This window comes from Streptococcaceae bacterium ESL0687, assembly GCA_029392475.1.
Classification (GTDB): Bacteria; Bacillota; Bacilli; order Lactobacillales; family Streptococcaceae; genus Floricoccus.
In genome coordinates, this window is record CP113940.1 from 1,027,113 (window position 1) to 1,039,772 (window position 12,660).

Sequence of the window (12,660 nt, forward strand, 5' to 3'; positions counted from 1 at the left end):
AAATCCTTTTTCCTTTAAAAATCAGTAAATAAAAAAGCAAGACCTTCAGGTCTTGCTTTTCTTTGTCTACTAATCCTTGTTCCCAAAGATTCTTAGAAGATAGATGAAGAGGTTGATGAAGTCCAAGTAAAGACTTAGAGCAAGGCTAATAGCTTGTCCATCAGTTACATCTCCCTGCATGCTATTATAAACATTTTTAATGGTTTGATTGTCATAGGCGATAAGACCTGAGAAGATCAGAACCCCTGCAAAGCTAATTAAAAGGTTAAAAACTTGTCCACCGGTAAAGATAAAAACGATACCAGCAAGGATTAAACCGATTAATCCGGCACGCGCAGCCTTACCAACCCCAGTTAGACTTTGTTTAGTGCGACTACCATAGAAGGCTAAGGCAAAAAACATAACGGCAGCTACCACGAAAGCTTGAGTAACTGAACCCAGTTGATAGTAAGCCAGAGTAAAACTTAAAGTAAAACCATTCAGGGCTGAATAGAAGATAAAGCCTGGTAGGGCTAAACTACTATCACGTCTTGTACTAGAACTTAGGGCAAAAACAACTACAAGTTCAAGGACCCAAGTAACTGGAAGAATCCAGAAATGATTATTTAAGATATTGACCATGTTGGCCTGGAAGACCGTCAAGGTTAAAAATGATACAACAGCACTAACTGTAATACCCATACCCATTAGGGCGTAAATTCTTGCATAAAAATCGTTTAAAGTAAACTTTCTTTCATTAACTATTTGGTTATTCATATAAACCCTCCTATTTGCTCATTAACTAGGACTATAGATTCTAATTTATATATTTTTCTAAAACCTAGTAAAACTTCTTTCTCATAAGGATACACCAAATCCTTAAATTTTTCATCCGCCCTGGGACCTAAATTATTTGTAGATGTTGTACTTAAGAATCAATACCAATCTTCTTTGAAGTTCCCCTAAATTCACGCCATTTATTGGCTAGAGGAATGTATCTTTCTTTAACAGCACAATACTTGTCCACAAAGGTTACGACAAAACTTTCCTTGTACTTAGGTGGTGCAATGGTTGCTCCCCACATATGCTTGATAATAATGTCACGCTCAAGCTCTGATAATTCAGTTAGCTTAAGGGCATTTCTATAAGCAATCCTTGGGTGAACATAGGCATGACTTCCTTCTTCGAACTTGGTTTCCCGCCAGTCGTAGTAAAAAAGATCGTGCAGAAGGCCAGCACGGGCTACTTCTCTTTTCTTCCAACCAAATTTTCTAGCGATTCGAAAACTTTGGTAGCTAACATTTAGGGAATGGATGAGTCTTGTTGTATGGTGGTGGTGAACATACTCATCAAGCTTTTGAACCTCAGGCTTTACGAGTAAGTCTGCAATCAACTCCATATATTCTGAATCATCTTCCCAAGGTTTATCGTAGAATGTCATTTAACTTCCTCTTCTTTAGTAGTGTCTAGCGGTGGTCTAATTATACCACTAATTTTTAATTTTTCTTTTGTTTATGATTATATTTTATTATCTTTTCCTAAAAGAAGACTAAAAGCTATCCTTCTTTTTTAATTCTTTTCAACTCTTTTTAAAGGGAAGCAAAGATTAAAATCCCACCAGCAACAGCTACATTTAAGGATTCTGCCTGACCTGGCATGTCAATGTGAACAATGTAATCTGCCTGCTCCTTACTAAAAGATGAAACTCCCTGACCCTCATTTCCAAGCACTAGAGCAAAATTACCAGTAAAATCAAGATCCTTATAAGAAACCGAATCCTTTTCCAAACTGGTCACAAGAAGTTTGCTTCCTTTACCCTTCAAAAAGCTATAAATTGATGCAAGCTCCATTGAAAAAATAGGTAAATGAAAATTACTTCCCTGCATGCTTCTTAAGACCTTAGGACTGTACAAATCAGCGCAGTCCTTTGATAGAAAGACAGCATCATACCCTGCGGCATCTGCTGTTCTGATTAAGGTACCAACATTGCCTGGATCTTGAACCCCGTCAAGAACTAGAACCCTTTTCAAGTCAGAAAGATTATCCAAGCTGAGGTCATCTTTTTTAACAACAGCAACCAGTCCCTGGGGACTTTTACTGTCAGTAATTGATTTTAAGACCTCTTCTGAGACAAGACTTGCTTCTGGGTAGTCCTCATAGTAGTTTTCTAAGACAAAAACATCCTCAATCTGAGCATGGGCCTTTTTAGCTTCCTCATAGAGATGGAAACCTTCAATTAGGTAGGAATCCTTCCGATGCTTTTTTTGTAATAATTTTCTTGCAGCCTTAACTGCCTTGTTATCCTTTGATTTTATAATATCCATATCAAAATTATAAGTAAAATTAGGGTCATTTACAATCAATTTATAAAAATTTTAGATGTAAAATACTTTGTGCTAAAATAAACAAAAAGGAGGCAAGTATGATTAAATTAAGATTTATCGTTTCAGGAAGAGTTCAGGGAGTAGGATTTCGTTGGAGCACCCAGAGTCTTGCTAGAGAGCTAGGAATCAAAGGACAGGTTTGGAATAATGATGACGGCAGTGTCGAAATTTTGGCCCAAGCAGATTCCGCTAGTAAACTTTTACTGTTTGAAAAAAAACTTAGGGAGGGAGTTAATTCCCTGGCAAGAGTTGACTACCTTGAAAAAACACCAGCTGACTTTAAAAGCTTTAAGGACTTTAATGTACGCCTGTAATCTACTACCTTGGACTTATTGAATAAACCACTGTTTTAATATATAATTAAACGGTCTATAAAAATTAGGAGAATGGATCGAAATTGAAAAAAAATATCAAAAGAATCATGTATTCAGGATTTGCCCTAACAGCGCTACTTATGCTTACAGGGTGTGTCCAAACTAAAAACGGTGAACCAACTGGTAATGGTTGGGTCTACAACCTGCTAGTAAAACCAATGTCATCAGTCATTGAATACTTTGTAAACAACTGGGGTTGGAGTTACGGACTTGCTATTATTGGAGTTACTATCATCGTCCGCCTTTTAATCCTTCCTCTTGGACTTAACCAGGCTTATAAATCAAGCTACCAACAGGAAAAAATGGCCTACCTAAAACCAATCCTTGGCCCTATCCAAGATAGGATGAAAAATGCTGCTACACCTGAAGCTAAAATGGCTGCCCAACAGGAGTTAATGCAGGTTCAAAAGGATAATGGTATCAACATGTTTGGTGGAATTGGATGTCTTCCGCTTCTAATCCAAATGCCTTTCTTCTCAGCCCTGTTCTATGCAGCTCGTTATACACCAGGAATTGACGGAAGTACCTTCTTTGGTATGAATCTTGGCCAAAGAAGCCTACCTTTTGTAATTATCGCAGGTATGCTCTACTTTGCTCAATCATGGCTTTCAACCTTTGGAATGTCTGAGGAACAAAAGGCACAGATGAAATCAATGCTTTACATTAGTCCTTTAATGATTGTTTTCATGTCTTGGACTTCTCCTGCTGGTGTTACTCTTTACTGGGTTGTCGGTGGAGCATTCGGAATCATCCAACAGTTGATTACAACCTTCATGATTAAACCTCACTTGAAGAAAAAAATTGACGCTGAGTTTGAAGCCAACCCTCCAAAGGTCAATACTAAAGACATTAAAGATGTTACCCAAAGCGCTGCTCAGGCCAAAGTTGAAGCTAATATCAAACGTGATCTTAACTCTAACAAAAAAGGGCGCAATTCAGGTAAACAAAAGAAAAAATAAGTTTTTAAATTCCCTTAAATAAATTAAGGGAATTTTTTTATGGATAAAATAAGACAATTACAAAAGAAAAAAGGAAGCCTTCGCTTCCCTTTTATTTTATAGATTATTAAATTTATTAACGATATTTTCAACAGTAAAGCCGTATTCTTCAAATACTTTTGTACCTGGAGCACTTGCTCCCCATTTATCAATGGTTACAGTATCACCGTCAAATCCAACATATTTGCCCCAACCAAAGCTTGATCCAGCTTCAATGGCAATACGTTTACGAACTGCTGCCGGAAGAATCTCTTCACGGTAAGAAGCATCTTGTTCGTCAAAGATATTTTGTGAAGGCATTGATACCACACGAATTGATTTTCCTGCTTTTTCAAGTTCTTTTTGAGCTTCAATGGCAAGAGCCACTTCACTACCTGTAGCAATAAGAATTCCATCAAGATTTCCTGATTCTTTTGCGATAATGTAAGCACCGCGGTTTAGACCTTCTTCAGCAAGTTCTGCTGTATAAGGAATTACAGGTAGGTTTTGACGGGTAAGAACAAGCGCTGTTGGACGAGTTTTACTGTTAACAGCGTGTCTCCAAGCTGCAATTACCTCATTACCGTCAGCTGGACGAATGACATCAATGTTTGGCATTGAACGAAGGCTTGCTAATTGTTCAACTGGTTCATGGGTTGGACCGTCTTCACCTACAGCGATTGAATCATGCGTTAAAACGTAGGTTACAGGTAAATCCTGGATAGCAGCCATACGGATTGCAGGCAGCATGTAGTTTGAGAAGACAAAGAAGGTACCACCGTAAACACGAGTTCCTCCGTGAAGGGCAATCCCGTTCATGGCAGCAGTCATAGCAAACTCACGAACACCAAACCAGATGTTACGTCCCTTATAGTTTCCTGCCTCAAAGTCTTCATCAGCCTTCATCATAGTGTTGTTTGATGCTGAAAGGTCAGCAGATCCACCCCAAAGATCAGGCATTTGAGCAGCTAGTTGTTGGATGACTTCTTGGCTGGTCACACGGCTAGCAGCTGATGTTCCCTCTTCATATTTTTTGATTTCAAGTTCAGGAGTTAGACCGTCAAAAGCATGAGCGTATTGTTCAGCTAAATCAGGGTATTCTTCTGAGTATTTTGCAAAAAGCTCATTCCATTCAGACTCAAGTTTTGCTCCGCGCGCTTCGATACCTTCTTCAAAACGAGCCTTAGCTTGATCTGGAACTGTGAATTCTGGGTAATCCCAACCATAAGCTTTTTTAGCAAAGTCATTTCCGTCTTTTCCAAGAGGAGCTCCGTGGACACCTGATGTTCCTTGTTTTTCAGCTCCAAAACCAATGATTGTCTTAACTTCAATGATTGTAGGTTTTGTGCTTTCAGCCTTAGCAGCTTCAAGGGCATTTGCAATCTCTTCTAGGTCATTTCCATCTTTTACAAGAATATGTTGCCAACCATAAGATTCAAAGCGCATCTTGACGTCATCAGAAAATGACTTATCAAGTGGCCCATCAAGGGAAATATCATTTGAATCATATAATAGGACTAATTTTCCTAATTTAAGTTGACCGGCAAGACTTGCTGCCTCCTGAGAAACACCTTCCATCAAGTCCCCATCTCCATTTAGGGCATAAGTATAATGGTCGACAATATCAAAACCTGGTTTATTGTAAGTTGCAGCTAGGTGAGCTTCAGCCATGGCCATACCTACAGCATTAGCAATTCCTTGTCCTAGAGGACCAGTCGTTGCTTCCACACCGTCAGTCCAGTCCACTTCTGGATGACCTGGGGTTTTAGATTGCCACTGACGGAAGTTTTTAAGGTCTTCAATTGTTAAGTTATAACCAGCTGTGTGTAAAAGGCTGTAAAGAAGAGCTGAACCATGACCTGCCGAAAGGACAAAACGGTCACGATTTGACCACTTACGACCAGTTTTAGGGTTTACATTTAAAAATTTATTCCAAAGGACATAAGCCATAGGAGCAGCTCCCATTGGAAGGCCTGGGTGACCGCTATTAGCTTTTTGGATGGTATCAATAGATAAGGTTCTTAGTGTATCTACTGCAAGTTGATCTGTACTGTCAAATTTCATGATTTATTCTCCATACTTTTATCAAAATAACCAAAGATTTTAGTTATATTCTCTCCCATTATACCATATTTAAAAAAATAATCCCCTGGAGTAAACCAGGAGATTATAGAAACTTTATTTTTTATCACCAGCATCTTCAAGGCTTCTTCCGTGAATACCTTTTTCAGCTTGAACTTGTTTTAGTTTTTCGGGGGTTACGTCGTTACCTTCTTCGTCAACAACTTTAACACCTTCAATTTGTGAACGCAAACTACCTTTGATACCTTCAATGTATTGTTTGCGTAGTTTAGCTTGCTCTTCAGTCTCTTCCGGAGTAAGACCTTCTGCCTTTTTCTTACGGGCTAACTCGTTAATACGGTTAATATGTTCATCAGTAATTGTCATAATATTTCTCTCTTTCGGTAAATTCTACGATTAGTATAGCGGACTTGTTAACTGCTTGCAAAGATTTAATACTATTTAGTATTAATTTTTGTAAAATCAGCGATTGTTGTAGCTTTATTAGCTAAGCTTGCTAGAAGACCTAGACGGTTGTTCTTAACTGCCTCATCTTCAGCCATAACCATTGTGTTTTCAAAGAAGTTTGCGATAACTTCTTCAAGGGCAAATAGGGCTGCGATATTTTCTGCTACATTGTCAGAAAGGACAAGGTTTTGCACCGCTGTGTAAAGGGCACGTTCGCTGTCGTTTTCAAGAAGTTCTGAAGAAACAGCTACTTCTGTTTCAAGTTTTGCAGCCAGGTTGGCTACACGGGCAAGGGCCTCAACAGAAGTTTTGAAGCCTTCTTTTGCAGATTCTTCAGTAAGGATTTTAGCAGCAGCTGCAATGTTTGCAACATCAAGAGTGCTTGACTCAATGGCAGCTTCAATGATGTCGCGGCGGGCTGTACCCTCAAGCATCTTAGCAACACGGGCGCGGATGAAGTCCATTACTGCTGCTTGGTTTTCATAGCTGAAGCCATTGATGTGAAGGCTGTAGAAGTCCTTGATTAGCTCATCAAGTTTTAGATCCCAGTTCTTGTCTTCAATGATGCGGACAACCCCTTGAGTGGCACGACGTAGAGCATATGGGTCGTTTGATCCTGAAGGAGTAAGTCCAACAGTTACGAAGCTTAATAATGTATCAAGCTTGTCAGCGATTGAAAGGACTGCTCCTTCAACCTCGACTGGTAGTGCTCCGTCAGCTGAAAGTGGTAGGTACTGCTCGCGGATGGCTGCAGAAACTTCCTTGTTTTCACCAGCTAGAAGGGCATATTTTTCCCCCATAACACCCTGAAGTTCAGGGAACTCACCAACCATGTTAGTAAGAAGGTCAAACTTGTAGATGTCAGCTGCGCGGGCGATGTTTTTACGCTCTGTGTCAGATAGGCCAAGTTTTTCAGCGATGATGTCAGCAATAACTTTTGTACGCATCATGTGCTCGTAGATTGAACCGATTTTCTCGTGGAAAGTAACTTTTTTAAGTTTTTCAACAAGGTCAGAAATCTTAAGTTTTTGGTCTTCACGCCAGAAGAATTCTCCATCTTCAAGACGGGCCACAAGAACCTTTTCATTTCCTGAGATGACGTTTTCAAGGTGCTCAGCATTTCCGTTACGAACAGCTACGAAGTTTGGAAGCAGGTTTCCGCCAGCGTCACGTACTTCGAAGTAACGTTGGTGCTCACGCATGCTGGTTACAAGAACTTCGTCCGGAACTTCCAGATATTTTTCCTCAAAGCTTCCAACAAAGGCAGTTGGGTACTCAACGATATTGTTGACCTCTTCAAGAAGACCAGGTTCAAGGTACATTGTCCAGTCATTCTTCTTAGCCAAATCTTCGATTTGACCAGTGATGATGTTCTTACGCTTTTCGGCGTTAGCTAGAACAAAGTTGTCAGCAAGAGCTTTTTCATAGTCAGAAGCTGAATTGATTACGATGTCGTTGTTGGCTAGGAAACGGTGGCCACGGCTGACATTAGATGCCACGTCTTCTAAGATGCTAAATGGTACCACTTGGTCATTGTAAAGTGAAACCAGCCATTGAATTGGACGAACAAATAGAAGGGTGTTATTTCCCCACTTCATGTAGGTAGAGAAGTTCATTTTTTCAATGACTTCAGCTCCCACATTTTTAAGGATTTCAGGAGTTGCCACACCTGCTGTGTGTTTGTCAGCGTATAGGTAGCCATTTTCTTCAACTAAGTCGTCTGGATTTACCCCTTGACCACGTGAGAATCCAAGGACTGCCTTAGACCAGTTACCCTCTGCGTCACGGGCGATTTTAGCTGATGGTCCTTTAACACGTTCAGTCATTTCTTCAGACTGGTCAGCAAGGACCTTAACTAGGACTGCCAGACGGCGCGGTGTTGAGAATTTCTCAACTGAATCAAATTGAACACGGTTTTCCACAAGGAATTTTTCCATGCGCTCTACAAGCTGATTGATTGAAGGAGTAACCAGGTGTGCTGGCATTTCCTCAAGACCAATTTCTAGTAAATATTCTGCCATTATTTTTCTCCCTCAGTTTCTTTTTCTGTATATTTTCCATTTTCCCCTAGGTACTTGTCGCGAAGTACTTCTTCCTTAAGAAGTGGGAAACCAAGTTTTGCACGTTCTTCGATAAAGGTTTTTGCAACCTTACGGGCCATGGCACGCACGCGGTGCAGGTAACCAGCACGTTCAGTAACTGACACGGCACCAGCCGCATCAAGCAGGTTGAAGGTATGTGATGACTTAAGGATGTAGTCATAGGCTGGGTGGACAAGTCCTAGGTCAAGAAGTTTTGTAGCCTCACGCTCATAGGTGTCAAAAAGTGTTAGGAGCATCTCCTGGTCACTGTCTTCAAAGGCAAATTTAGAATGCTCATACTCAGGCTCTTTAAAGATGTCCCCGTAAAGTACCCCGTTACCCCATTCAAGGTCATAAACGCTGTCTTTTTTCTGAATGTAGCTTGCAAGACGTTCAAGACCATAAGTGATTTCTGAAGTTACTGAGTCAACCTCAATTCCCCCAACCTGTTGGAAGTAGGTAAACTGAGTTACTTCCATCCCGTCAAGCCAAACTTCCCAACCGATTCCGGCACATCCCATTGAAGGGTTTTCCCAGTTGTCTTCGACAAAACGGATGTCGTGCTCAAGTGGGTTGATTCCAAGGGCTTCAAGAGATTTTAGGTAGAGCTCTTGAATGTTTTTTGGACTTGGTTTCATGATAACCTGGAACTGGTGGTGTTGGAAAAGACGGTTTGGGTTTTCCCCGTAACGTCCATCTGCTGGACGGCGGCTTGGTTGTACATAGGCCACGTTCCATGGCTCAGGACCGTTAGCGCGAAGGAAGGTGTAAGGACTCATTGTCCCTGCTCCTACCTCATTGTCATAGGCCTGCATAAGGTTGGCCCCTTGGTTGCTCCAAAATTCTTGGAGGGTTAGGATGATATCCTGGAAGCTTAGTTGTTCACTCATAGTTTCTCCTTTGTTTGTCAAATGTATAAAAAAATCGCCCACTGTGCCTAAGCACAGGGACGACTATATCGCGGTTCCACCCTGATTTACAGATTTCTCTGCCTTCATTCGTGTGATTTTTCAAAGTTGTAAGACGGCCTCGTTTCCCGATGTGCGCTTTCACTGTCCGCACTCGCTAGCTTTGGTCAACTTCTAATGTCTCTTAATATAATAAACAGTTTAACAAAAATTGTTGGTTTGTCAAATTATTTTTGGCCGAGATATTTCGAAGGCCAAATAAAACGGCATCAAAGGCGTTTTTGGCCGAGATATTTCGAAGGCCAAATAAAACGGCATCAAAGGCGTTTTTGGCCGAGGTATTCCGAAGGCCAAGTAAAATGGCGTCAAAGACGTTTTTGGCCGAGATCTATCGAGGGTCAAAAAGATTAAACCCTCTCAAATTTTCTGAAAAAAGCTTGGAGTCACACTCCAGTGCGGCTGCGACTTCTTATTTTTTCTTCTTACGACCCTTTTGCATCTTCTTCTGAGCACGTTTCATGGCTGCATTCATAGCCATTTTACCCATTTTTCCTTTGATTCCACCGCCAAAAAGGGAATTCATATCAGGCATACCACCTTCACCCATCATACCTTCAAGTTCAGACATGTCGGGCATTCCAGGCATATTTTTAGGCATGTTTTTCATGTTTGGCATTTGACCACCCATACCCATTTGGCTCATCATAGCATTCATGTCCCCGTTCATGATACCTTGCATCATTTGCTTAGACTGGTTGAACTGTTTAATTAATTTATTAACCTCAACAAAAGAGTTACCACTTCCTGCTGCAATACGGCGGCGGCGGCTTGGACTTAGGATTTCTGGGTTTTCACGCTCCTCTGGAGTCATTGATAAAACCATGGCGCGTTTTCTAGCAATTTCCTTTGGATCAACCTTAACATCAGAAAGGCCAGGAACTTGATTCATTCCAGGAATCATCTTAAGGATTTCATCAAGTGGTCCCATATTGGTTACCTGGTCAAGTTGTTCGATGAAGTCATTGAAGTCAAAGGTATTTTCCTTCATTTTTTTAGCAAGCTCAAGGCTTTTTTCTTCATCAAAGTCCTTTTGGGCTTTTTCAATCAGGGTAAGAAGGTCACCCATTCCAAGGATTCGACTACTCATACGATCTGGATAGAAGACTTCAATATCAGTTAGTTTTTCTCCAGTCCCTGCAAACTTGATTGGTTTTCCCGTAATTTCACGGATTGAAAGGGCCGCTCCTCCGCGGGTATCACCATCAAGTTTTGTAAGGATTACCCCTGTAATATCCAGGCGTTCATTAAAGGTTTTAGCAACTTGGGCTGCAACCTGTCCAGTCATTGAATCGACAACCAAAAGAATTTCAGTCGGCTGAGCAAGCTCTTTGATATCCTCAAGCTCATTCATCAACTTGTCATCAATTTCCAAACGACCAGCTGTATCAATTAGAACATAGTCATTTTTATTGGTACGAGCAAGCTCAAGTCCTTGACGAACAATCTCAACTGGACTAACATCTGTCCCCTGGTCAAAAACAGGTACATCAATCTGAGAACCCAACACCTTAAGTTGTTCAATGGCTGCTGGACGGTAAATATCTGCTGCAATCATTAAAGGTCTTGCATTTTCTTCTGTTTTTAAACGATTGGCTAATTTTCCAGCAAAGGTTGTTTTACCAGCCCCTTGAAGACCCGCCATCATAATAATGGTTGGAATTTTTGGTGATTTCTGAAGCTCTGATTCTCCGCCACCAAGAATTTCAGTTAATTCATCATCAACAATTTTTAAGACCTGTTGAGCTGGATCTAGGGCTTCACTGACCTCAACACCTTGGGCGCGTGTACGAATTCGTCTAACAAAGCTTTTAACAACTGGAAGGGCAACGTCGGCCTCAAGAAGGGCCAAGCGAATTTCCTTGGTGACCTGTGCAATATCGTCTTCAGTTAGTTTTCTTTTGCCGCGCAGTCCCTTAAAGACATTCTGCATGCGTTCAGTTAAATTTTCAAATGCCATTTCTTTTCCTATCTGTTACTTAATTTATTTTTTACTCTTCATCAATGAGTTGAAGCTCTTGAAGTTTTTCCTTCAGATGATCGTCACCCTTGTACTCTTCTAAAAGTTCATCAATCAGTTGACCACGAACGATATAATTAGAGTAGAGGTGAAGTTTTTGTTCATAACCTTCAAGAACCTTTTCTGTCCGTTTAATATTGTCATAAACAGCTTGACGGCTAATGCTATATTCTTCTGCAATCTCTGCTAAAGAATAATTGTCAGCATAGTAAAGCTCAATATAATTCATCTGTTTTTCAGTCAAAAGAGCTGCGTAGAATTCAAAGAGTGAATTCATTCGGTTGGTTTTTTCGATTTCCAAGATTCGCTCCTTTTATAAAATAATTAAAAATAAATATTTTCAATTTCCCTTTCCATTATAGCAAAATTTTGATTATAATAAGAAGCATAAAATTAAAAAATTAAGGGCAAATTATGAAAACCAAAGTAAAAAACCTCTTAGCCTATGCCATTCTCTATTTTTTGTCGATTCTAACGGTTATTCTTATAACCAATAACTACTACCTGGCAAAGGATACTGATAATCTTACCAATATCGCCTATAAGGTTGATGAGGATTTAAATAACGGCAAGCCTAGTCGCTTTGATGATATCTCTGTTGAAACATTTTCTAAAGATGAAGATACAGCTTCGGATATTAAAATCCTAAAGGAAGGGGCTCCTACTGCTCGTATTGTTAGTAATAAGAAGATTTCTGTTGCTATTCCCCGCTATGAGAACAGCCAGATTATTGGCTATTTAAGGGTTACAGGACACGAAACTGATACTTTTTTTATAAAAACCGTCTTTGTTATCTTTGCAAGCTTCTTCTACCTCCTCTGGATTGTTCAGTATTTTATCAAGGCTAAACGTTACGAGATTTATCAGGAAGCAATTGTTGCTAAAATTAAGGCCATATCTCGTAATCCTTTGGAACAAAGCTATATTATTACAGAAGAGACTGATCCTATAACTAAGGAGCTCAACCGTTTGGGGGAAAAAATCCAGCAGCGAGCTGAATCGACCAAACCCAAAAAAGAAAATCTATATGAATTCATTGAACTATTTAACTTCCCCATCTTTATCTATAACGGTAAAGGGGCAATAAAACGTTATAATAAGGCCTTTGAACATGATTTTTCAAAGGGAACAAGTATCGATATGTTCTCCTCAGATAGTGACTTTTTAAGCTTTCTGGTTACTAAGCTCGTTGATCCCAAGGCATCTAAGCAGGAATTTCACTTTGGTTATAAAAGGGCAGACTACCTGGTCCACCTAGCACCTATTCCCGATTTGACCAATAATATCCTAGTTAGTATGGAAGAGGTCACCAATTATAAAAAAATAAGTTAAGAATATTCTTAACTTATTT

12 protein-coding genes are annotated in these 12,660 nt (G+C 40.1%); 3 read left to right on the forward strand and 9 right to left on the reverse strand.

All coding sequences use genetic code 11. The annotated features are described in order from the left end of the window. Positions 1 to 69: 69 nt before the first annotated feature. The 3 genes from OZX60_05065 to OZX60_05075 all read right to left on the reverse strand — a co-directional run bounded on the left by OZX60_05065 (position 70) and on the right by OZX60_05075 (position 2,303). Positions 70 to 756: a Bax inhibitor-1/YccA family protein gene (locus OZX60_05065; protein WEV44810.1), complete on the reverse strand. Its 687-nt coding sequence runs from the start codon at positions 754 to 756 to the stop codon at positions 70 to 72. A gap of 151 nt (positions 757 to 907) precedes the next feature. Continuing rightward, positions 908 to 1,420: an HD domain-containing protein gene (locus OZX60_05070; protein ID WEV44811.1), complete on the reverse strand. Its 513-nt coding sequence runs from the start codon at positions 1,418 to 1,420 to the stop codon at positions 908 to 910. A 148-nt stretch (positions 1,421 to 1,568) separates the two neighbouring features. Next, positions 1,569 to 2,303 carry an RNA methyltransferase gene (locus tag OZX60_05075; protein WEV44812.1) on the reverse strand — a complete coding sequence of 245 codons (735 nt, stop codon included), beginning with the start codon at positions 2,301 to 2,303 and terminating at the stop codon, positions 1,569 to 1,571. A 98-nt stretch (positions 2,304 to 2,401) separates the two neighbouring features. Here OZX60_05075 and OZX60_05080 point away from each other — a divergent pair, with 98 nt between their 5' ends. Then, on the forward strand, positions 2,402 to 2,677 hold the full coding sequence (locus OZX60_05080; protein WEV44813.1) for an acylphosphatase: 276 nt from the start codon (positions 2,402 to 2,404) through the stop codon (positions 2,675 to 2,677). A gap of 83 nt (positions 2,678 to 2,760) precedes the next feature. Beyond that, positions 2,761 to 3,696, forward strand: coding sequence for a membrane protein insertase YidC (yidC, locus tag OZX60_05085; GenBank protein WEV44814.1), 936 nt, complete (start codon positions 2,761 to 2,763; stop codon positions 3,694 to 3,696). 96 nt (positions 3,697 to 3,792) lie between these two features. Here the strand turns inward: yidC and tkt are convergent, their stop codons facing one another. The 6 genes from tkt to OZX60_05115 all read right to left on the reverse strand — a co-directional run bounded on the left by tkt (position 3,793) and on the right by OZX60_05115 (position 11,610). Beyond that, complete coding sequence (gene tkt, locus OZX60_05090) at positions 3,793 to 5,778, reverse strand: transketolase (GenBank protein ID WEV44815.1); 1,986 nt, start codon at positions 5,776 to 5,778, stop codon at positions 3,793 to 3,795. Positions 5,779 to 5,892: 114 nt separating this feature from the next. Continuing rightward, entirely contained in the window at positions 5,893 to 6,156 is a 264-nt protein-coding gene (locus OZX60_05095; GenBank protein ID WEV45885.1) for a DUF896 family protein, read from the reverse strand. 77 nt (positions 6,157 to 6,233) lie between these two features. After that, positions 6,234 to 8,264 (reverse strand): glycine--tRNA ligase subunit beta, encoded by a 2,031-nt coding sequence (gene glyS, locus OZX60_05100; GenBank protein WEV44816.1) that lies wholly within the window; start codon positions 8,262 to 8,264, stop codon positions 6,234 to 6,236. Beyond that, positions 8,264 to 9,214, reverse strand: a complete 951-nt coding sequence (gene glyQ / locus OZX60_05105; GenBank protein ID WEV44817.1) for a glycine--tRNA ligase subunit alpha — start codon at positions 9,212 to 9,214, stop codon at positions 8,264 to 8,266. The genes glyS and glyQ overlap by 1 nt, the downstream gene beginning before the upstream one ends. A 487-nt stretch (positions 9,215 to 9,701) precedes the next feature. Then, entirely contained in the window at positions 9,702 to 11,249 is a 1,548-nt protein-coding gene (ffh, locus tag OZX60_05110) for a signal recognition particle protein (protein ID WEV44818.1), read from the reverse strand. Between the two features lie 31 nt (positions 11,250 to 11,280). Then, positions 11,281 to 11,610, reverse strand: a complete 330-nt coding sequence (locus tag OZX60_05115) for a putative DNA-binding protein (GenBank protein WEV44819.1) — start codon at positions 11,608 to 11,610, stop codon at positions 11,281 to 11,283. 113 nt (positions 11,611 to 11,723) lie between these two features. Between OZX60_05115 and OZX60_05120 the strand changes: the two genes are divergently transcribed. Then, a complete protein-coding gene (locus tag OZX60_05120; protein ID WEV44820.1) occupies positions 11,724 to 12,641 on the forward strand; it encodes a hypothetical protein in 918 nt (305 codons plus the stop codon). The last annotated feature ends 19 nt before the right edge of the window (positions 12,642 to 12,660 follow it).